This is a genomic window from Massilia niabensis, assembly GCF_042655085.1.
Taxonomy (GTDB): domain Bacteria; phylum Pseudomonadota; class Gammaproteobacteria; order Burkholderiales; family Burkholderiaceae_D; genus Telluria; species Telluria niabensis.
The window spans coordinates 1,129,309-1,150,490 of record NZ_JBHSMU010000015.1 but is presented as its reverse complement, the minus strand read 5'-3'; the positions used below and the strand labels follow the sequence as shown (position 1 = coordinate 1,150,490).

The 21,182-nt window shown below is 63.7% G+C and carries 20 protein-coding genes; 1 reads left to right on the top strand and 19 read right to left on the bottom strand.

What is annotated here, in order from left to right; genetic code table 11:
- From ACFPN5_RS19525 to ndk, 17 genes are all read right to left on the bottom strand, one after another.
- Window positions 1-597, bottom strand: a complete 597-nt coding sequence (locus ACFPN5_RS19525; RefSeq protein WP_379785458.1) for a MarC family protein — start codon at window positions 595-597, stop codon at window positions 1-3.
- 192 nt (window positions 598-789) lie between these two features.
- The gene (locus tag ACFPN5_RS19520) at window positions 790-1,329 is read right to left on the bottom strand and encodes a phosphoribosyltransferase (RefSeq protein ID WP_379785457.1); all 540 of its coding nucleotides are present in this window, start codon (window positions 1,327-1,329) and stop codon (window positions 790-792) included.
- 20 nt (window positions 1,330-1,349) lie between these two features.
- Window positions 1,350-2,666, bottom strand: a complete 1,317-nt coding sequence (locus ACFPN5_RS19515) for an adenylosuccinate synthase (RefSeq protein WP_379785456.1) — start codon at window positions 2,664-2,666, stop codon at window positions 1,350-1,352.
- A gap of 3 nt (window positions 2,667-2,669) precedes the next feature.
- Entirely contained in the window at window positions 2,670-3,824 is a 1,155-nt protein-coding gene (locus tag ACFPN5_RS19510; protein ID WP_379785455.1) for an ATP phosphoribosyltransferase regulatory subunit, read from the bottom strand.
- A gap of 263 nt (window positions 3,825-4,087) precedes the next feature.
- A complete protein-coding gene (gene hflC / locus ACFPN5_RS19505; RefSeq protein ID WP_379785454.1) occupies window positions 4,088-4,960 on the bottom strand; it encodes a protease modulator HflC in 873 nt (290 codons plus the stop codon).
- Window positions 4,960-6,261 carry an FtsH protease activity modulator HflK gene (gene hflK, locus ACFPN5_RS19500; RefSeq protein ID WP_379785453.1) on the bottom strand — a complete coding sequence of 434 codons (1,302 nt, stop codon included), beginning with the start codon at window positions 6,259-6,261 and terminating at the stop codon, window positions 4,960-4,962. The genes hflC and hflK overlap by 1 nt, the downstream gene beginning before the upstream one ends.
- Before the next feature lie 6 nt (window positions 6,262-6,267).
- Window positions 6,268-7,494 carry a GTPase HflX gene (hflX, locus tag ACFPN5_RS19495; RefSeq protein WP_379785452.1) on the bottom strand — a complete coding sequence of 409 codons (1,227 nt, stop codon included), beginning with the start codon at window positions 7,492-7,494 and terminating at the stop codon, window positions 6,268-6,270.
- 5 nt (window positions 7,495-7,499) lie between these two features.
- Window positions 7,500-7,736 carry an RNA chaperone Hfq gene (gene hfq, locus ACFPN5_RS19490; RefSeq protein WP_019141241.1) on the bottom strand — a complete coding sequence of 79 codons (237 nt, stop codon included), beginning with the start codon at window positions 7,734-7,736 and terminating at the stop codon, window positions 7,500-7,502.
- A 214-nt stretch (window positions 7,737-7,950) separates the two neighbouring features.
- Window positions 7,951-9,294 (bottom strand): ribosome biogenesis GTPase Der, encoded by a 1,344-nt coding sequence (gene der / locus ACFPN5_RS19485; protein ID WP_379785451.1) that lies wholly within the window; start codon window positions 9,292-9,294, stop codon window positions 7,951-7,953.
- A gap of 9 nt (window positions 9,295-9,303) precedes the next feature.
- The gene (bamB, locus tag ACFPN5_RS19480; protein WP_379785450.1) at window positions 9,304-10,458 is read right to left on the bottom strand and encodes an outer membrane protein assembly factor BamB; all 1,155 of its coding nucleotides are present in this window, start codon (window positions 10,456-10,458) and stop codon (window positions 9,304-9,306) included.
- Window positions 10,459-10,566: 108 nt separating this feature from the next.
- Window positions 10,567-11,229: a YfgM family protein gene (locus ACFPN5_RS19475; protein WP_379785449.1), complete on the bottom strand. Its 663-nt coding sequence runs from the start codon at window positions 11,227-11,229 to the stop codon at window positions 10,567-10,569.
- Between the two features lie 56 nt (window positions 11,230-11,285).
- Window positions 11,286-12,623, bottom strand: a complete 1,338-nt coding sequence (hisS, locus tag ACFPN5_RS19470) for a histidine--tRNA ligase (protein ID WP_379785448.1) — start codon at window positions 12,621-12,623, stop codon at window positions 11,286-11,288.
- A gap of 127 nt (window positions 12,624-12,750) precedes the next feature.
- Entirely contained in the window at window positions 12,751-14,025 is a 1,275-nt protein-coding gene (gene ispG / locus ACFPN5_RS19465) for a flavodoxin-dependent (E)-4-hydroxy-3-methylbut-2-enyl-diphosphate synthase (RefSeq protein WP_379785447.1), read from the bottom strand.
- Between the two features lie 50 nt (window positions 14,026-14,075).
- Entirely contained in the window at window positions 14,076-15,098 is a 1,023-nt protein-coding gene (locus ACFPN5_RS19460; RefSeq protein ID WP_379785446.1) for a helix-turn-helix domain-containing protein, read from the bottom strand.
- A gap of 7 nt (window positions 15,099-15,105) precedes the next feature.
- Window positions 15,106-15,933, bottom strand: a complete 828-nt coding sequence (pilW, locus tag ACFPN5_RS19455) for a type IV pilus biogenesis/stability protein PilW (protein ID WP_379785445.1) — start codon at window positions 15,931-15,933, stop codon at window positions 15,106-15,108.
- The gene (rlmN, locus tag ACFPN5_RS19450) at window positions 15,930-17,099 is read right to left on the bottom strand and encodes a dual-specificity RNA methyltransferase RlmN (RefSeq protein ID WP_379785444.1); all 1,170 of its coding nucleotides are present in this window, start codon (window positions 17,097-17,099) and stop codon (window positions 15,930-15,932) included. Before rlmN ends, pilW begins: the two co-directional genes overlap by 4 nt.
- Window positions 17,100-17,190: 91 nt before the next feature.
- On the bottom strand, window positions 17,191-17,604 hold the full coding sequence (gene ndk / locus ACFPN5_RS19445) for a nucleoside-diphosphate kinase (RefSeq protein ID WP_379785443.1): 414 nt from the start codon (window positions 17,602-17,604) through the stop codon (window positions 17,191-17,193).
- A gap of 282 nt (window positions 17,605-17,886) precedes the next feature.
- On the opposite strand from ndk, the gene ACFPN5_RS19440 reads away from it, so the two are divergent.
- The gene (locus ACFPN5_RS19440) at window positions 17,887-18,573 is read left to right on the top strand and encodes a Bax inhibitor-1/YccA family protein (RefSeq protein WP_379785442.1); all 687 of its coding nucleotides are present in this window, start codon (window positions 17,887-17,889) and stop codon (window positions 18,571-18,573) included.
- A 67-nt stretch (window positions 18,574-18,640) separates the two neighbouring features.
- On the opposite strand, the gene rlmD is transcribed toward ACFPN5_RS19440, so the two are convergent.
- The gene (rlmD, locus tag ACFPN5_RS19435) at window positions 18,641-19,987 is read right to left on the bottom strand and encodes a 23S rRNA (uracil(1939)-C(5))-methyltransferase RlmD (RefSeq protein ID WP_379785441.1); all 1,347 of its coding nucleotides are present in this window, start codon (window positions 19,985-19,987) and stop codon (window positions 18,641-18,643) included.
- A gap of 147 nt (window positions 19,988-20,134) precedes the next feature.
- Window positions 20,135-21,169 carry an RNA polymerase sigma factor RpoS gene (rpoS, locus tag ACFPN5_RS19430; RefSeq protein WP_379785440.1) on the bottom strand — a complete coding sequence of 345 codons (1,035 nt, stop codon included), beginning with the start codon at window positions 21,167-21,169 and terminating at the stop codon, window positions 20,135-20,137.
- Window positions 21,170-21,182 lie beyond the last annotated feature (13 nt).

Here is a 21,182-nt window from a genome sequence, read left to right as displayed (position 1 = left end):
TCACAGTGTCTTGACAAATTCACGGATACCGCCCAGCAGCATCTCGATCGACATCGCGGTCAGGATCAGGCCCATCAGGCGCTCGAACGCCGTCATCACCTGCGGCCCCAGCTTCTTCTGCAGGCGCTCGGCGCTCAGGAACACGACCAGCCACACCACGGCGACCGCCGCCAGCGCGGCCACGTGCACCATGGTTTCGGAAAACGTGTCCGCGCTGAACAGCAGGACCGTCGCCAACGCCGATGGTCCCGCAAGGGCCGGAATGGCCAGCGGAACAATAAACGGTTCGCCATGCTCGCTGCGCCCGAGCACGCCGTCCGGATGCGGAAAGATCATGCGGATCGCAATGATCAGGAGGATCACGGCGCCGCCGATGCGCAAGGCAACCGGGGAGAGGTGCAGCGCGGCCAGGAAGTGCTGGCCGAAGAACATGAAGACCAGGAGCAGCAGGAACGCGATCGCACACTCGCGCACGACGATGCGCGGACGGCGGTGGACCGGTGTTTCCTTCAGCGCGGTGGCGAACAGCGGGACGTTGCCGAATGGGTCAGTGACAAGGATAAGCAGGATGAAGGTCTGGAAAAAACTTTGGGTCATGGATGTTCTTGTTGTTGGTTTCCTGGCCTGCGGGCCCGTGTAACAATCTAGCGCAACAATCTTAACTGATTCATAAAAAAGCCGCTGTATTGCTACCCCAAGAAAAAAGCCTGGGCGCAACACGCCCAGGCTTTTTTCCCTTCTTTGCAACGACGGCGACGGCCTTGAGGCTGTCTGCCGTGCTTGCGCAGATTACTTCTCGAACTTCTTCATCCACGCCGCCAGCTGGTGCGGGCGCAGGCCGTCGTAGTCTTCGAACGGCTGGTGGATCCACGGGTTGTGCGGCAGGTCTTCCAGGAAGTAGTCTGGACGCAGCGACGAGGTGCCCTTCACCCAGATGACGGCCGACTTCACTTCGGTCACTTCCGGGAAGTTTTCGCTCAGGTGCTGGCTGACCTTCTGCAAGGTCACGCCCGAATCGGCCAGGTCGTCGACCAGCAGCACGCGGCCGGCCAGCGGACCCTTGGTCATGGTCATGTACTTGGCGATGTCGAGGTCGCCCTGCTTGGTGCCGGCTTCTTCGCGGTAGGAGCTGGTCGACAGGATCGCCAGCGGCACGTCGAAGATGCGCGAGAACACGTCGCCCGGACGGACGCCGCCGCGGGCCAGGCACAGCACCTGGTCGAACTTCCAGCCGGATTCGTAGACCTTGAGCGCGAGGCGCTCGATCAGGCGGTGGTACTCGTCCCAGGAAACCCAGAGGTCTTTGTCGGTGCTTGGAGGGGTGGTCATTTCAGTCATTCCTATTATTCTTAAGCTGCAAACGGGTGGCGCAGCACGATCGTCTCTTCGCGGTCCGGGCCGGTCGAGACCATGTCGATCGGGATGCCGACCAGCTCTTCGATACGCTTGATGTAGGCGCGGGCGTTGGCCGGCAGTTCTTCCATCGACTTGGCGCCGACGGTGGTTTCGGTCCAGCCCGGCATTTCTTCGTAGACTGGCTCGCACAGGGCGGCTTCTTCGGCGCCGACCGGGAAGATGTCGACGTTGCGGCCGTCGATCTTGTAGCCGGTGCACAGCTTCAGGGTCTCGATGCCGTCCAGCACGTCGAGCTTGGTCAGGCACATGCCCGACACGCCGTTGATCTGCACCGAGCGGCGCAGCAGCGCGGCGTCGAACCAGCCGCAGCGGCGGGCGCGGCCGGTCACGGTGCCGAATTCATGGCCAACGCGCGACAGGTGCTCGCCGACGCCGGCATCGGTCGGCAGTTCGGCCGGGAACGGGCCCGAACCGACGCGCGTCGTGTAGGCCTTGGTGATGCCCATGATGTAGTGCAGCATGCCAGGACCGACACCGGCGCCGGCCGCGGCGTTACCTGCCACGCAGTTCGACGAGGTGACGAATGGATAGGTGCCGTGGTCCACGTCCAGCAGGGAACCCTGCGCGCCTTCGAACAGCAGGCTGCCGCCGGCCTTGTGGGCAGCGTACAGGGCCGACGACACGTCGCCGACCATCGGGCGCAGGCGTGGCACGAGGGCCATGGCGTCGTCGAAGGTCTTCTGGAAGTCGATCGCTTCCCCGCCCAGGTAGTTCACCAGCACGAAGTTGTGGTACTCGAGGTTTTCCTTGAGCTTCTCGGCAAAACGCTCTTCGTTGAGCATGTCGGCGATGCGGATGGCGCGGCGTGCGACCTTGTCCTCATACGCCGGGCCAATGCCCTTGCCGGTGGTGCCGATCTTGTTGACGCCACGCTTGGCTTCGCGAGCCTGGTCGATGGCGACGTGGTAAGGAAGAATGACAGGGCAGGCTTCCGAGATCTTCAGGCGCGACACGACTTCGACGCCGGCGGCTGCCAGCTTGTCGATCTCGCGCATCACGTCCGGTACCGAGACGACGACGCCGTTGCCGATGTAGCAGGCCACGCCTTCGCGCATGATGCCCGAAGGGATCAGCTGCAAGGCCGTCTTCTGGCCCTTGATGACCAGCGTGTGGCCGGCGTTATGGCCGCCCTGGAAACGGACGACGCCCGCTGCGTGATCGGTCAACCAGTCGACGATCTTTCCCTTGCCTTCATCGCCCCACTGGGTGCCGATGACAACGACGTTCTTTGCCACGTTTGTATTTGACATCACTTAACCTAAGTTTTTGAGAATCCAATTTCCGTCTTCGAGGACGAGCACGCGGTCGCACTCGAACTCGTCCTGAACATTATCGTGACCCGGCATGGACTGGATCACGACTTCGCCTGCCTTGCGCAGGTCAGCGATTTTTTCGCGCAGCTCGGGCGCATTGCCCCACGGGGCACGCACCGAGTGCTTGCGTTCTGCCGTCGGCAGCAGCCTGGCCAGTTCGCGCAGGTCGAGCGAGAAGCCGGTCGCCGGGCGTGCGCGGCCGAAGGCTTCGCCCACGTGGTCGTAGCGCCCTCCCCGTGCCACTGCGTTCGGCAGGCCCGGCACGTAGAGCGCGAACATGGCGCCGCTTTCGTACTGGTAGCCGCGCAGGTCCGCCAGGTCGATGGCGATGTCGGCGCGGCCGATGGCGCCGGCCGCCAGCGCAGCGAGCTCGGCCAGTGCGCGGGTGATGCCCGGCAGTGGCGGCAGCACTTCCCTGGCGCGGGCCAGCACCTCGACGTCGCCGTACAGGTTCGGCAGCGCGAGCAGCGCGGCGCGCGTGGCAGGTGCGTAGCTGCGGGTCAGTTCGTCCAGGCCAGGCACGTCCTTGCAGCGCAGCAGCGCGGTGATCTGGGCTTCGTCGCGGGCGGCGGCGGGGTCTTCGTTCAACAGCGCGCGCAGGACGCCGACGTGGGCCATGTCGAGGCGCACATCGAGGAAGCCGGCCAGGGCGACGGATGCGAGGGCCAGTTCCTGGATCTCGGCATCGGCCTCGAGTCCGGCATGGCCGTAGATCTCGGCGCCGATCTGGAGCGGCTCGCGCGTTGCATGCAGGCCGGACGGACGGGTATGCAGCACGCTGCCGGCGTAGCACAGGCGGGTCACGGAATCACGATTGAGCAGGTGCGCGTCGATGCGCGCCACTTGCGTGGTCATGTCGGCGCGCAGGCCGAGCAGGCGTCCGGATAGCTGGTCGACCAGCTTGAAGGTACGCAGGTCGGTATCTTGCCCGGCGCCGGCCAGCAGCGACTCGACGTATTCGAGCATTGGCGGCATGACCAGCTCGTAGCCGTACAGGCGGAAGGTGTCGAGCATCTGGCGGCGCAGGTCTTCGATCTTGCGCGCTTCCGACGGCAAAACGTCGGCGATATTCTCAGGCAAAAGCCAGTTCGGCATGGGCAACAGCTATTGGATTGTTAGGAATGAAGCAACATGGCGCACTGATGCGGTACGAAGTGTGCGCCGAATCGGCAATTTTACCCGAAAATGGGCTCCCGTAGGGTGGACGGCTCCGCCGTCCACGCGTTCGACGCACGGATCTGAAGCGGTGACGTGGTTTGCACCAGTCTGTTGAACGCGTGAACGGGGAACCCGTCCACCCTACGGTGTACATAAAAAACGCCGCGGAGGACCGCGGCGTTTTTTGCTGACTTGCTTATTTACTTGCTACCCGGACTCTTGAAATACTTGAAGAACTCCGAATTTGCATCGATCACCATCACGTCGCCATGGGCCTTGAAGCTGGCGCGGTAGGCTTCGAGCGAGCGGTAGAACTTGTAGAACTCGGGGTTCTTGCCGAATGCGCCGGCGTAGATGGCCGATGCCTTGGCATCACCCTCGCCCTTGATCTTCTCGGCCTCGCGGAAGGCTTCGGCCAGGATCACGGTGCGCTGGCGGTCGGCGTTTGCGCGGATCTGTTCGCTTTCGGCCGAACCGGTCGAACGCAGCTCGTTCGCCACACGCACGCGCTCGGCGCGCATGCGGTCGTAGACCGAGGCGTTGATCTGCTCGATGTAGTCGACGCGCTTCAGGCGCACGTCGACGATGCCGATACCGATCTGCTTGGCTTCGGCCACGACCTTGTTCTGCACCGCCGCCATCACGGCGCCACGCTCGCCGGAAATCACTTCGCGCACGGTGCGCTTGGTGATCTCGTCGTTCAGGGCCGCCTTGATGATCTGCGACATACGGTTGGCGGCGGCGCGCTCGTCGCCGCTGAAGCTGACGTAGTACAGGCGCGGCTCGACGATGCGCCACTTCACGAAAGCGTCGACCAAGATGTTCTTCTTCTCGGCCGTGATGAAGCGGTCGGCGTCGGGCGTATCCAGGGTCAGGATGCGCTTGTCGAGATAGATGACGTTCTGGAACGGCGGCGGCAGCTTGAAGTGCAGGCCCGGCTCGGCGATCACTTCACGCACTTCGCCAAGGGCGAAGACGATGGCAAAGCGGCGCTGGTCGACGACGAAGACGGTCGACGACAGCAGCATCAGGGCAATGAAGCCCGCCACGAAAATGGTTACGAGGCGGTTCATTAACGGCTCTCCCTGTCACGTGAGGTATCGCGGTTGCGCGCATCGCGCTGGCGCACCTGCTCAATGGTTTGCATCACTTCCTGCGACGGCGTCGCAGCCGCACCCTGCTCCTGCGGCACCTGCACCGCGCCGGAACGGGCGCTGCCGACGGCGGCGTCGTTCGCTGCCACCTGGGCGATCAGTTTATCGAGCGGCAGGTACAGCAGGTTCGAGCCGGACTTGGCGTCCACCATCACCTTGCTGGTGGTGGTGAAGATTTCCTGCATGGTGTCGAGGTACATGCGGTCACGCGTGACGCCCGGCGCCTTGGCATACTCGGTCACGACCTGGCTGAAGCGCGCCGAGTTACCGGTGGCGTTTTCGACCACCATCGAGCGGTAGGCTTCGGCGTCCTGCAACAGGCGGAAGGCCGCGCCTCGGGCACGTGGAATGACGTCGTTAGCATAGGCCTCGCCTTCGTTGCGGGCGCGGGCACGGTCCTGGCCGGCTTTGACTGCGTCGTCGAAGGCGCTTTGCACCTGCTCCGGCGGCTGCACGTTCTGCATGGTGACGTTGGTGACCAGTGCGCCGAGCTTGTAGCGGTCGACGATCTGCTGGATCATCATCTGCACGTCCGCGGCCACCTTCTCACGGCCTTCATACAGCACGAAGTCCATCTTGCTGCGGCCGACGACTTCGCGGATCGCGGTCTCGGCAACCTGGCGCACGGTCGCATCCTGGTCGCGGTTGTTGAAGACCCAGGCGACCGGGTCCTTCAGCGTGTACTGCACCGCGAACTGGATGTCGATGATGTTTTCGTCGTCGGTCAGCATCAGCGCCTCTGCGGACTGCTTGTTGCGCACGTTGTCGCGGTAGCCGACTTCGGCGGTACGCACCTGCGAGACGTTGACGGTTTCGTGGGACTGGATCGGAGCCGGCCAGCGCCAGTTGAAACCGGCGCCGGTCGTGTGCGACAGGCGGCCGAAGGTGGTGACCACGCCGACCTGCCCTTCCTGCACGATGAAGGCGCCGCTGGCGAGCCAGATCAGGAGGACGATGAAGCCAATGACGGACGCAGTAATGCCCGCGCCGCGGCCTTCGCCGCGGTACGGACCACCGGCATCGCCGCCATTGTTGCCGCGGTTGCCGAACAGGCGGTTCAGGCGCGCATTGAAATCGCGCCACATCTGATCGAGGTCGGGTGGACCTTCACCCGGACGGCGGCCCTCCTGGGCCTTGTGGTCTCCCTCTGGGTTCTTGCCCCAGCGGGGGTCGTTCAGCGAAAGTTTAACGCCGAAACGTTTTAATAAAGAAACAAGCATAGGCTTCTAATGTGGCCCGACATGGGTGGAGGTTGGATTACTTTCGCCGTCATCCTCGAGCAGGGATTCCAGCGCTGCATCGTCCTGCTCTTCGTTTTCAGGGCTCAGGCCTGGCGCCGGATAGGGCGCCGACGTGGCTCCCGAAGCAGCTGCCTCGACAATCGCTTCGCGCAGCAGATCGAGGCCTGCGCCGCTCCTGGCGCTGATAAAAACGCGGCTGATTTTATCATATTCATCACGTTCCACCCCCGGCTGGAGGTCGGCCATATCAATCTTGTTCCACACGAGGATCTGTGGAATATGATCGGCGCCGATTTCGCGCAAGACATCGTTGACCTGTTCGATCTGTTCCATCCGGGTCGGCGACGAGCCGTCGACGACGTGCAGCAGCACATCGGCGTGGATGGTTTCTTCCAGCGTGGCGCGGAAAGCGGCCACCAGCTGGTGCGGCAGCTCGCGCACGAAACCGACCGTGTCGGAAATGACGACGCTGCCGGTGGCGTCGCCCAGGTACAGGCGGCGGCTGGTCGTGTCCAGGGTGGCGAACAGCTGGTTCGCCACGTACACGCCGGCTTTCGTCAGCGTGTTGAACAGGGTCGACTTGCCGGCGTTGGTATAGCCGACCAGCGACACCGAGAAGGTGTTGTTGCGTCCGCGCTGGCGGCGCTGGGTTTCGTGTTGCTTCCTCAGCTTGGTCAGGCGCGCGCGCAAGGCCTTGACGCGCTCGCCGATCAGGCGGCGGTCGGTCTCGAGCTGGGTTTCACCAGGACCGCGCAGTCCGATACCACCCTTCTGGCGTTCAAGGTGAGTCCAGCCGCGGATCAGGCGCGTGGCCAGGTGTTGCAGCTGGGCCAGTTCGACCTGGAGCTTGCCCTCGTGGCTCTGCGCGCGCTGCGCGAAGATGTCGAGGATCAGGCTGGTACGGTCGATGATGCGCAGTTCCAGGCGCCGCTCGAGGTTACGCTGCTGGGCCGGGGACAAGGCGTGGTTGAAGATGACGAGTTCCGCGCCGAGCGCTTTCGCGGCGACGCCGATTTCGTCGGCCTTGCCGCTGCCAACGAAATACGCCGGATCGGGAGCGTTACGCTTGGCCGTGATCGTATCGATCGGTTCGGCGCCGGCAGAACTGGCCAGCAAGGCCAGCTCTTCGAGGCTGGCCGTGAAATCGACCGCCCCGAGATCGACGCCGACGAGGACGGCGCGCGTGTTGGTAGTGCCGGGGGCGTCAGCCATCGGCATTACTCAGCTTCGGATTCGAGGTTGAGATTGACGGCACGGGCCGGAACAACGGTCGAAATGGCATGCTTGTACACCATCTGGGTCACTGTGTTGCGGAGCAGGACGACATACTGGTCGAACGATTCGATATGGCCCTGCAGTTTGATCCCGTTGACCAGGTAGATCGAGACAGGGACGTGCTCTTTGCGCAATGCATTGAGGAATGGGTCTTGTAACAGTTGCCCTTTGTTGCTCATAACAGCTCCGTAATGTTGTTGTAGTTTAAAAAATGGAGGCGAGCGCCCCCTTTTCAAGTGCACGGGGCAAGATTCAGCGGTTGCGAACGATGGCCTGAAGGTACTCTAACCTGTTTTGCCAGATTTTGTCGTACTGCTACGCTTCAATTCCGAGAAAACCGCCGCGCTTAAGGAACTGATAAGTTTGCAGCGCAGGCGGTTGATCGGAGTCTGCTTAATTGTGATCGCGGGCGAACGGATTCTTCCCGCTCCGCAATTCAATGCGCAGTGGCGTGCCGATCAGGTTGAAGGTTTCGCGGAAATGCTTTTCCAGGTAACGCTTGTACGGTTCGGTGATGCCGTCGAGGGCATTGCCGTGGATGACGATGATCGGCGGGTTCTGGCCGCCCTGGTGGGCATAGCGCATCTTGGGACGCGACGTGCCCTTGCGCTTTGGCTCCTGCTTCTCGACCGCTTCCTGCAGCGCGCGCGTCAGGCGCGGCGTCGACAGGTTGGCGGTCGCGGCGGCATACGCGGTGTCGACCGACGCCATCAGCTGCTTGATGCCGGTGCCCTTCAGCGCCGAGATGAAGCGCGTCTCGGCGAACCCGAGGAAGTCGAGCTTGCGGTCCATGTCGTTCTTGATCTCGTCGCGCTGGTCGGTAGTCAGGCCGTCCCACTTGTTGACGGCCACCACCAGGGCGCGACCCGACTCTAGGATGAAGCCGGCAATGTGCGCATCCTGCTCGGAGATATTCTGCTGGGCGTCGAGCATCAGTACGACGACGTTCGCCTCGCTGACCGACTGCAGGGTTTTCACGACGGAAAACTTTTCGATGGCTTCGAACACCTTGCCGCGGCGGCGGATACCGGCCGTGTCGATCAGGGTGTACTGCTTGTCGTCGCGTTCGAACGGGACTTCGATCGAGTCGCGCGTGGTGCCCGGCATGTCGAAGGCGATCACGCGCTGCTCGCCCACCAGGGTGTTGATGAGGGTGGACTTGCCGACGTTCGGACGGCCGACGATGGCGATCTTGACGCCGTGATCCTGGTTTTCCAGTTCCGCTTCGTCGTTCGGACGGGAGGCGAAGGCCTGGTCGAGGGCTTCGACGACGAGGTCGTTCACGCCGTCGCCGTGGGCCGCGGAAATGACGTACGGGTCGCCCATGCCGAGCTCGTAGAACTCGGCGGTGACGGCGGTATACTTCATGCCTTCCGACTTGTTTACGACGAGCATGACCTGGCGGCCGGACTTGCGCAGGAAGTCGGTGATGGTCTTGTCGTGCGGGGTCAGGCCCTGGCGGCCGTCGACGATGAAGATCACGACGTCGGCTTCCGCCACCGCCTGTTTCGTCTGGAGGGCCATCTCGTGCATGATGCCTTCCTTGGCGACCGGCTCGAAACCGCCCGTGTCGATCACCAGGAACGGCCGCTCGCCGATACGCCCTTCGCCGTAGTGGCGGTCGCGCGTCAGGCCAGGGAGGTCGGCCACCAACGCGTCGCGCGAACGGGTCAGGCGGTTGAATAGGGTCGACTTCCCGACGTTCGGGCGACCAACGAGTGCAATTACCGGCTTCATGTAGTTATTCTATTCGACCGCGATGGCGGTCACAGTTCCATTTTGTGTTTGAAAAATCAGGTTCGATCCGGCAACCAGAGGCGTACCGCTGATGGCGCTGCCATCGGTTGCGGCGCGCGCGAGGAAAGTACCGTCCTCGCGCGACAGGAAGTGGATATAACCCTGGTAGTCGCCGACCGCGACCGTGCGGCCGTAGGACAGCGGGGTCGACAGGCCGCGGAAGGACAGCTTGTCGTTCTTCCAGGCGCTGACGCCGCTTTCGCGGTCAAAGGCATGCAGCGCGCCCTTGTCGTCGGCGGCGAAAACGAAGCGCTGGTCGACGGCCACGCCCACCAGCGAGGACAGGTCGCGCGTCCAGCGCGGGGTGCCCGAGACCAGCTCATAGCAGGCGACACGGCCCTGGTAGGCGACGGCGCACACGTCCGATTCGAAGACGACGGGCGTGCCGCCGATGTCGGTGACGCGCTCGAGTTCGGTGGCGCCGCGCGCCGAGCCGACTTCGACTTCCCAGCGCGGCGCACCGGTGGCCAGCAGGAAGGAGCCGAGCTTGCCGGCCGGCTGGGCGACGATCACGTCGGCGTTATACACGATCATGCCCGGCGCGGTGCGCAGGGTCAGCGCCGGCGAGGTGCGCTGCACGGTCCATTTCTTCTGGCCGGTGGCGGCGTCGATGCCGACAATACGGTTATCGATGCTGCGCGCGACGACGACGCCCTGGGCCACGGCTGGCGCGGACAGGATTTCGCTCGACAGTTGGCTCTTCCACAGCGCCTTGCCGTCCATGTCGAAGGCCATCAGGACACCGTCGGCGGCGCCGACGACGATCACGTTGCCGTCGGTGCCGACGCCGCCCGTCAGGCCGGTGCCGGCCTTGATGCGCCACATCTGGCGGCCGTCGCCGGCTTCGACGCGGGCGATGTCGCCATCGGCGCCGGCGACGATCACGGTATTGCCGGCCAAGGCAGGCGAGAACTGGTAACCGCGCGCCTTGCCGATGTCGAGTTTCCAGGCGGTGCGCACGGCCATCGTGCCCTTCAGTTCGACCAGCGGGGCCGGCTCGTTGCCCTTGGACTTCGACGCGAACGGATTGAGCGAGCTCAAGGTCGAGCAGCCCGTCATCAGGGCCAGGACACCGACACCAACCAGCTTACGGGTAATACGCATTTTTCTTTTACCTTGTTCTAAGTCTTAAAGGACGAGTAGAAAGACGCGAAAGCCAACGCCTGCCTGGACGGCGGGCGGTGGCTTCCGCGTTATCACAGGATACCTGAGTTACGCAGCAGCTTTCGGTGCAGCTGCCGCCGGGGCGGTGCCGCCAATGGCTTCGAGCTTGATGCGCACCAGCTGGCTGCCCGGATGCTTCGGACCCATGGCGGCCAGCGCGGCGACATACGCGTTGCGGGCGTCGGCAATCTTGTTCTGCGCGACCAGGACGTCGCCCTTGCGGTCGGCCACTTCGGCGCTGAACTGTGGCAAATATTCAGCATTAAGCAATTGCATGGCGCCGTCGTAGTTCTTTTCATCCAGCAGCACGCCGGCCAGGCGCAGCTGGGCGACCGACTTGTACTCGTCGTTGCCGTTGTCGACCACCCATTGCAGCTGGGTCTTCGCGGTTTTCAGGTCGTTCGCCTCGAAAGCGGTCTTGGCCGCGCCCAGGGCGCTCATCTGCGCGTAGGCGGTGCGCTTGTACTTCGACTGGATGTCGGAAGCAATGCGCTGCGCCTTGGCGTTGTCCTTGGCGGTGACGGCGTCGGTCAGCTCGTCGTACAGGGCCGATGCGCCCACTGACTGGTCGCGCTGGTGCTTGTTCCAGAAGTTGTAGGCGGCGAAAGCGCCGAGTGCCAGGATCAGCACCCAGGTGATCAGGTTGCCGTACTTTGCCCAGAACGCCTTGAATGAGGCGATCTGTTCTTGTTCTTCGAGGTCGTATGCCATGTCGTTCGTCTAATAGTAGTAAGGAAGTGATGCGATGAGTCGGTGCTTGCTGCTTCTTACGGATGGTAATGCACGTGATCGTGATCGTGGTCGTGATCGCCGATGATGGCGTCCACCACGTGGTCGACCACCTTGTCGAAGGCGACGCTGGCCTGCTGCTGCTCGTCGGCCCCGCCGCGCAGCGACTTGACCGCCGCCACGTTATTCGCCACTTCGTCTTCGCCAAGGATCACCGCAAAGGCCGCGCCGCTGCCGTCGGCCTTCTTCATCTGGCTCTTGAAGCTGCCCGCACCCGTTGGCGTTGCGCAATGTAGCACAACATCCAGGCCGGCATCACGCAGGCGCTCGGCCAGGATGAAGGCCTGCACCTGGGCTTCCTCGCCCTGGTGGACCATGTAAACGTCGCACTGGCTCGGCTGTGCCGGTTCGCCCAGGCCCTTCATCAGCTCGATGATGCGCTCGATGCCCATCGCAAAGCCGACGCCAGGGGTGGCCTTGCCGCCGAAGGTTTCAATCAGCGGGTCGTAACGGCCGCCGGCGCAGATCGTGCCCTGCGAGCCAAGCTCGTCGGTGACCCATTCGAACACGGTGCGGTTGTAGTAATCGAGGCCGCGCACCAGGCGCGGGTTCACGCTGAACTGCACGTTGTTACGGTCGAGCAGGCGCTTGACGCCTTCGAAGTGCGCCAGGGATTCCTCGCCGAGGTAAGACAGCAACTGCGGCGCGCCGTTCACCATCTCCTGCATGGCCGGGTTCTTGGTATCGAGGATGCGCAGCGGGTTGCTGTGCAGGCGGCGCTTGGCTTCCGCGTCGAGGATGTCGGCGTGCGATTCGAAATACGCGATCAGGTCGGCCCGGTGGCGCAGGCGCTCTTCGGCGTTGCCGATCGAGTTCAGTTCCAGGCGCACGTTCTGCAGGCCGAGGTCATCCCACAAGCGGCGGCACAACATGATCAGCTCGGCGTCGATGTCCGGGCCCGTGAAGCCGACCGCTTCCGCGCCGAACTGGAAGAACTGGCGGTAACGGCCGCGCTGCGGGCGCTCGTGGCGGAACATCGGGCCCTTGTACCAGAGGCGCTTCGGGCCGTCGTAGACCATGTTGTGCTCGAGCACCGCGCGTACGACGCCGGCCGTGCCTTCCGGACGCAGCGTCAGCTGGTCGCCGTTCATCGAATCGGTGAAGGAATACATTTCCTTCTCGACGATGTCGGTGACGGCGCCGATGGCGCGCGCGAACAGGCCCGTTTCCTCGACGATCGGGGTGACGATCTTCTGGTAGCCGTAGCTCTTCAGGATGGTTTCGGCGGTGTTTTCGAACAACTCCCACAGCGGCGCATCGGCCGGGAGGATGTCGTTCATGCCTTTGACGGCGACGATTTTTTCTGGTTTGGACATGTTATGTTCTTCAGTTCTGTAGGGTGGGCGGGTCTCCCGTCCACGCGTTCAACGGACAGGAATGTCATCGCACCACCATTTGCATCCGTGCATTGAACGCGTGGACGGCCGAGCCGTCCACCCTACGTTACATCGCGATTTCGGTTGTCTTGCCGTAATTCTTCTTCACGTATTCCAAAACAATGTTCTGGAACTCGTCGACGATCCGCTCGCCGCGCAGCGTCGCCACTTTCTGCCCATCGACAAACACCGGCGCCGCCGGCGATTCGCCGGTGCCCGGCAAACTGATGCCGATGTTCGCATGCTTCGATTCGCCCGGTCCGTTGACGATGCAGCCCATCACGGCCACGTTCATCGCTTCCACGCCCGGATACGACTGCTTCCATTCCGGCATCGAATCGCGCAGGAAGGTCTGGATGTTATCGGCCAGTTCCTGGAACACGGTCGAGGTGGTACGGCCGCAACCCGGGCAGGCGATCACCATCGGTGTGAACTTGCGCAGGCCCATCGTCTGCAGGATTTCCTGCGACACGACCACTTCCTTCGTGCGGTCGCCGCCCGGCTCCGGGGTGAGCGAAACGCGGATGGTGTCGCCGATGCCTTCCTGCAGCAGCACCGACAGCGCGGCGGTCGAGGCGACGATGCCCTTGCTGCCCATGCCGGCCTCGGTCAGGCCCAGGTGCAGGGGGTAGTCGCAGCGGCGCGCCAGTTCGCGGTAGACGGCGATCAGGTCCTGCACGCCCGACACCTTGCACGACAGGATGATCTTGTCGCGCGCCATGCCGATTTCCTCGGCGCGCACGGCATTCTCGATCGCCGAGGTGATCAGGGCTTCGTACATCACGGCCTGGGCGCTGTAAGGATTCGCGCGCGCGGCATTCTCGTCCATGATGCGCGCCAGCAGGCTTTGGTCGAGGCTGCCCCAGTTGACGCCGATACGCACCGGCTTGTCGTGCTCGATGGCGACTTCGATCATCTGCGCGAACTGGGCGTCGCGCTTGGCGCCCTGCCCCACGTTGCCCGGATTGATGCGGTACTTCGACAGGGCTCGGGCGCACTCGGGGAAGTCGCGCAGCAGGATATGGCCGTTGTAGTGGAAGTCGCCGACCAGCGGCACGTCCACTTCCATGCGGTCGAGCTGCTCGCGGATCGCCGGCACGGCTGCGGCCGCCTCCGGCTTGTCGACGGTAAGGCGCACCATCTCGGAGCCGGCGCGCGCCAGGTCCTTGATCTGGATCGCCGTGCCGATCACGTCGGCGGTGTCGGTGTTGGTCATCGACTGCACCACCACCGGGGCGTCGCCACCAATCCAGACCTTGCGCTCGCCATGCTGGACCAGCACGCGGCGGCTGGCGCGGCGCGCCATCGGTCCGGAAGGAATGGGCAGGTTCATTGAATTCATTGCTTTGCTCGTTGTACGTTGTTTCAGGACGCCGGTGTCGCTCGACCGCGTTACTTCAGCGTCACGCGCGAAATCGTCTTGCCCGGCACCGGCGGCAGCGCGACGGCGGCGCCGCGCAGCGTGGCCGACACGCCGCCCGGATTGCCGACGGTCAGCGTGGCCCCGTTTGGCACCTCGACGGTCTCGGTGCTGCCCCCCTTGACCAGGCGCGAAACGAGGGCCTTGCCGCCCTGCGGACGCACTTCGATCCAGGAATCCTCGCGCACGTTCAGCACCAGCGTATTGCCGCCGACAGCCGGTGCTGCGGCAGCCGATGCTGCGGCAAGCGGTGCGGCCGCAGCCGGCGTGGCCGCTGGCGGTGTCGCCAATGCAGCAGGTGGAACAGCGGCTGGTGGAACAGCGGCAGGGGCAGCGCCAGCGCCCGCCGGGGCCGCCGGCGTGCCGGTAGCGGCCGGGCCGGCGTTGCCGCTGGTATCGGCCGGACCCGGAACCGAGATCAGCGGTACCGACGGATTGAGTACGGTATCGGGCATCGGTCCGTTGGCGCCTGGTGCCTCGGCCGGCGTGCTCAGCACCGCCTCGCCATTGCCGGCGGCCGCGCCGCTGCTTGAGGCGTCGCTACCCGGCAGCGATACCAGGCCGAAGTGCCAGACAGCGGCGCCCGCGGTGGCAACCACCGCGACGCCGGCAATCCAGGCCAGCGGCAGGTTCGAACGCTTGCCGTGGGTCGGGTAGCGCGAGTGCGAGAACGAGGTCTGGCGGTCGCGGCGCACCGGGACGCCAGTGTCCTCCGGGACCGGATTGTCCATCGGGACCATCGCCACCAGTGGCGCCGGGTCCAGGCGCAGGATCTTGGCGTAGGCGCGCACGAAACCGCGCGTCACGGCGGGGCTCGGCAGGGCCGCGTAATTGCCCTTCTCGATGGCCACCACCTGGCGCACGGCCAGCTTGAGCTGCTCGGCCACCTGCTCGACCGTCCAGCCCATCGATTCGCGTTGGGCGGCCAGGGTCGCGCCTGGCTGGCGTTGGTGGTTGTCCGGCGTGGCGCCCTGCTCTGCGCGCTCTGAAGTCATAGTCGTCTCACTCATCAAATGCCCCGCGCTCGTACGCCAGGTATTCGGGCGAGCCGGGGAAGCGCCGCCGCAGCTGCGCAACGAGGCTGGCCTCCATCGAGCGTTCGCCCAGTTTGCGCTGTACCCGCAAGGCGAGCCACAACGCGTCGGCGGACAGGGTATCGAGCTTCGACACTTCTGTCAGGCGGTTAATGAAAAAACCGGCGCGCTGGAAGTCGCGCCGCTCGTAGTAGACCCGTCCCAACCCGGCCAGGGTGGCGGGCAGTTCGGGGTTGTAACGCAGCGCATCGAGCAGGTAGCGCTCGGCCGCGTCGTAATTTTTCGTCTTCAGGCTGCACACGCCGGCATTCACCTGCGCGCTCACCGGCGTCTGGTAGGTCGGGTTCTTCAGCGCGGCGTCGAACTGGCGCATGGCATCAAGCGGGCGATTCGCCGTCTGGCACAGGAAGGAGCCGTAGTTGTTGGCCAGTTCGGGATTGCGCGGCGCCAGGCGCAGCGCGTGCCGGTAATTCTCGTCGGCCAGCGCCACCTGCCCCATCGCGGTGTAGATCAGCGCGCGCATGCCGTAGGCATCGGCGTAAGCGGGATCGGCGGCGAGTGCCTGCTTGATTTCGTCGAGGGCGATATCGTACTTGCCCTGCTGGTAATAGCCCACCGCCAGTTGCAGGCGGATCGAAGCGCGCTTTTCCAGCGCCGTCTGGTCGGAGGCGGTTTTCAGTTCGCCGGGCGCGTTACCCGGCGCGGCGCAGGCCGTCAACAGACCGAGGGCGCACACGGCCGCGAGGCGACCATATGCGACCTTGCCGATTAACTTGCCTGCCGCGGCCCTTTTCAAGAAGGGATCTCCACGATGCGCCCGAAATCGGCGCCGAACTTTTTCTGGTACTCCGCCATCTTTTCCATGCGCTGGGCGACCTTGGTGCGGTCCTGCACCTCGCCGGCCAGCTGGCCGCAGGCCGCGTCGATGTCGTCGCCGCGCGTCTTGCGCACGGTGGTGACGATGCCGGCGTCCATCAGCACCTGGGCAAAAGCCTTGATGCGCGGGTTCTTCGAGCGGAACAGGCCCGATTCCGGGAACGGGTTGAACGGGATCAGGTTGAACTTGCAGTTGATGCCGACGACCGGGTCGTTCACCAGGGCGATCAGTTCGCGTGCATGCTCGTCGCTGTCGTTGAAGCCGTCGAGCATGCAGTATTCGAACGTGATGAAGTCGCGCGGCGCGAATTCGAGGTAGCGCTTGCACGCGGCCATCAGCTCGCGCAGCGGGTATTTCTTGTTCAGTGGCACCAGTACGTCGCGCAGGGCGTCGTTCGACGCGTGCAGCGAGACGGCCAGCGCCACCGGCACATCCTGGGACAGCTTGTCGATGTTCGGCACCACGCCCGAGGTCGACAGGGTCACGCGGCGGCGCGACAGGCCGTAGGCGTTATCGTCGAGCATCAGCTTCAGGGCGGTGGCGGTCGGCTCGTAGTTCAGCAGCGGCTCGCCCATGCCCATCATCACCACGTTGGTGATCTGGCGCTCGCCCTTCGGGCCCGGCTCGATGCCGCGGGTAGCGCGCAGCTCGAACTCGGCCATCCACAGCTGGCCGATGATTTCGGCCACCGTCAGGTTGCGGTTGAAGCCCTGCTTGCCGGTCGAGCAGAAGCGACAGTTCACGGCGCAGCCGGCCTGGGTCGAGATGCACAGCGTGCCGCGGTTTTCTTCCGGGATGAACACGGTTTCGACCGCATTGCCGTCGCCGACGTCGACCAGCCACTTGCGGGTACCGTCGGTCGAGGTGTGGTCGCTGATGATGCCCGGCGCCGTGACCGTCGCGCGGGTCTTGAGTTTTTCGCGCAGCGACTTGGCCAGATCGGTCATGTCGTCGAAATTGCTGGCGCCGAACTGGTGGATCCAGCGCTGCAGCTGCTTGGCGCGAAACGGCTTCTCACCCAAGTCGGCGCAGTAAGCGACGAGTTGCGCGGGATCGAAGTCCAGCAGGTTGGTGAGAGTCGTCATGATTGTCCTGTGTGTTTCCAAATAACCCCGCTCGCCGGGCCCGGGGCATCAGGCGAGCGGTTCTTGATGCGTGATGTCTGTTACTGAGCGATTACTTCATTTCTGGGAAGAAGTAAGCGATTTCAACTTGTGCAGCTTCGACAGCGTCCGAACCGTGAACGGCGTTGGCATCGATCGAATCGGCGAAATCGGCGCGGATCGTGCCTTTTTCAGCCTTCTTCGGATCGGTCGCGCCCATCAGGTCACGGTGCTTCAGGACGGCGTTCTCGCCTTCCAGAGCCTGGATCATGACAGGACCGGACACCATGAAGTCGACCAGATCCTTGAAGAAGCCGCGCTCTTTGTGGGCAGCGTAGAAGCCTTCAGCCTGCTCGCGCGTCAGCTGGGTCATACGGGCTGCAACGATCTTCAGGCCAGCGCCTTCGAAGCGGCTGTAGATTTGGCCGATCACGTTTTTTGCAACTGCGTCTGGTTTGATGATCGACAGGGTGCGTTCGATTGCCATGTAAAAACTCCAATAAAAAGAAAGGTTTAAATCGAGAAGAAGAGAACTCAATCAACCTTTGATTTTACCATACTCTCCCCATATAGCCGATATTGCGGCATGGGCCACCAAAGTGGTAGAGTGGCGGCGAAAATCCGCCCTGTCAATGTGACATACCCACTTGTGGTGCCCACATGTGGCGCCCGCTCGCGGAGGAGCTTAGAGTTCGCTTAAGGCAGTTCTCCCCGAGTCGGCGCCATGCTATGCTTCAGTGGCGTTACTATTTATCCAACCGGAGGCATCATGAATCCTAGTCTGCAAAAGCAACCCGCTTACGACGTGGCCGTAGGCCAGGTCGCGCGCAACAAAGTACTGCGCAACACCTTCTGGCTGCTTGCGCTGTCGATGATCCCGACCGTGCTCGGCGCTTTCGTCGGCGTGTCGATGAACCTGCCGATGTTCAGCGGCTTCATGGGCTTCATCGTCTTCATGGCGATCGCCTTCGGCTTCATGTACGCGATCGAGAAGACCAAGGAATCGGCAGTCGGCGTGTTCGTGCTGCTCGGCTTTACCTTCTTCATGGGCCTGATGCTGACGCCGCTGCTGCGCCACACGCTCGGCTACTCGAACGGCGGCAGCCTGATCATGACGGCCTTCGGCGGCACCGCGGTTGTGTTTGCCGTGATGGCCAGCATCGCCACCACGAGCAAGCGTGACTTCTCGGGCATGGGCAGCTGGCTGACGGCCGGTGCGGTCGTGATCCTGCTGGCGATCGTCGCCAACATCTTCCTGCAGATGCCGGTCCTGACGATCGTGATCTCGGTGCTGATGATCGGCGTGTTCTCGGCCTTCATCCTGTATGACGTGAACCGCGTCGTGAACGGCGGCGAAACCAACTACATCACCGCGACCCTGGCGATCTACCTGGACGTGTTCAACGTCTTCACCGCCCTGCTGCGCCTGCTGGGCATCATGGGTGGCGACGACTAAGCAGTAGTGCTGCAACGAAAAAGCCGACCTACGGGTCGGCTTTTTTTCGTTTTGGTATTCGAAACGATTAGGTCGGCAGCTCGAACACGCCGATCGATTCGACGTGGGAGGTGTGCGGGAACATGTTGACCACGCCCGCCTTCTTCATCACATAGCCGGCATGGTGCACCAGCACGCCGGCGTCGCGCGCCAGGGTCGAGGGGCTGCAGGACACGTACACGATGCGCCGCGGCAGGAATTCCGCCCTGCCGGTTTCGCGCAGCTCGGCCAGGGCCTCGGCCAGCGCGATGGCACCGTCGCGCGGCGGGTCAACCAGCATGCGGTCGAATTTGCCGAGCGCCACCAGGTGGCCCGCGGTCACCTCGAACAGGTTGCGCGTATAGAAAGTCGTTTTATCGGACAGGCTGTTCGCCTTTGCGTTCTCCAGCGCGCGCGTGGTGAGGACGGTGCTGCCCTCAATGCCGACGACTTCACGCGCCTGGGTGGCCAGCGGCAGCGTGAAGTTGCCCAGGCCGCAGAACAGGTCGGCCACACGGTCACCCGGCTGCACCTCGAGCAGGCCAAGGGCCTTGTGCACCAGGGCGCGGTTGATCTGGTGGTTCACCTGGGTGAAATCGGTCGGCTTGAACGGCATGCGCACGCCGAATTCCGGCAGGGTGTAATACAGTTCTTTGTCCGCCGGATAGAACGGGTAGACCGAGTCCGGCCCCTTCGTCTGCAACCACCACTGGATGCCCCACCCGTCGGCGAAGGCCTTGAGCAACTCTTCGTCCTTCGTCGTCAGGGGCGCCATGATGCGCAATACCAGCGCCGTGTTCTCTTCGCCGACCGCCACTTCGATCTGCGGCACTTGGGAATAGATCGACAGCGAGCCGATCAGTTCGCGCAGCGGCACCAGCATGCCGCCCAGGTGCGGCGGCAGGATGTGGCAGAAAGTAATGTCGGCAACGAACGCGGAAGCGCGCTCGTGGAAGCCGACCAGCACGGTTTCCTTCTTGGCCACCCAGCGCACCGACAGGCGCGCGCGGAAGCGGTAGCCCCAGGTCGGCCCGTACATCGGGCGCATGATGTTTTCCGCTTTGACCTTGGACAGGTGCCAGAGGTTGTCTTCCAGGGTGCGCTGCTTCATCGCGACCTGCGCGGTCGGCTCGAGGTGCTGCATCGAGCAGCCGCCGCAATAGCCGAAGTGCTGGCAGCGCGGCTCGACGCGCATCGACGAGGCGCGCTGGAGCGTGACCATGCGGCCCGCTTCCCAGTTTTTCTTCTTCTTCTTGACCTCATAGCTGACGCGTTCGCCCGGCAGGGCGTCTTCGACGAAGACGACCTTGCCCTGGCTGCCGTCCTCGTTCTCGAGGTGGCCGACGCCGCGCGCATCCGCGTCGAGGGACTTAATTTCGATAAATGTTTCTTGCATGTGTATGGTGGCGGACCGAACCGGAAGGCCGGGTCACACGGGCGTCAGAATGGTGGAAAGCGGATGCGGCAGCGATTCGCCCGCCGCACGTTCGACCTGCGGCGGGTGCAAAGCGGGCCGCCCGACCAGGTCACAGGACCGGCGGCATCATAGCAAGGAATCACGCACGACGCCACGGGCCGCCATCGCCCGCTTCAGCTTGACCAGCGCTTCCTGCTGGATCTGGCGCACGCGCTCGCGCGTCACGCCCATCTGCTCGGCCAGGGTTTCCAGCGTTGCCGGATCGTCATTATCCAGCCCGAAGCGGCGCATCACCACCAGGCGCTGTTTTTCCGGCAGGCGCGTGAGCCAGTCGCGTACCAGCGCCGTCATCTCGTGCTGCTCGGCACGCATGTCGGGCGCGTCCTCGAGTTCGCCCGGCAGCATGTCCATCAGGCTCGAGCCGGGATCGTTGTCGAGCGGGGCGTCGAGCGAGGCAGCGTGCTCGGAAAGGGCCAGGATATCCTGCACCTCTTCCACCGGGCGCCCGACCAGGTCGGCGATATCCTCGATGCGTGCGTCCTTGCCGTCGTGGTCGCGCGCTTCCAGATGGTATTTGGCGCGCAGCACGCAGTTCAGTTCGCGCACCATGTGCACCGGCAGGCGCACGGTGCGGGCCTGGTTCATGATGGCGCGCTCGATGCTCTGGCGGATCCACCAGGTGGCGTAGGTGGAAAAACGGAAACCGCGCTCGGGCTCGAACTTGTCGATCGCGCGCATCAGGCCGATGTTGCCCTCCTCGATCAGGTCGAGCAGGACGACGCCGCGATTGATGTAGTGCTTGGCAATGGAGACGACGAGCCGCAGGTTGTGCTCGATCATTTTTTGGCGCGCTTCGAAATCGCCCGCCTTGGCCAGGGTGGCGTAATGCACTTCCTGGCTGGCCGACAGCAGCGGCCGGGTGCCGATCTGGTTCAGGTAGTGCTGGGTGGTATCGGTCGAAAGCTCGGCGGCAAGCACCTTCTTGAGCTCGTCGACGCTTTCGACCTCGACGGCCGCGCCGGGCAGCATCGATCCGACATCGGCGCCATCGCTTGACGCGCCGGCACCGTATTCACTGTCAGCCGACGCGTCCTCGCCTTCCAGTTCGTCAGGCAGTTCGTCGGAAACGTCGTGGTCCTGGGAGTGCGGCGGCAGCGTCATTGGCCCTCTCTAC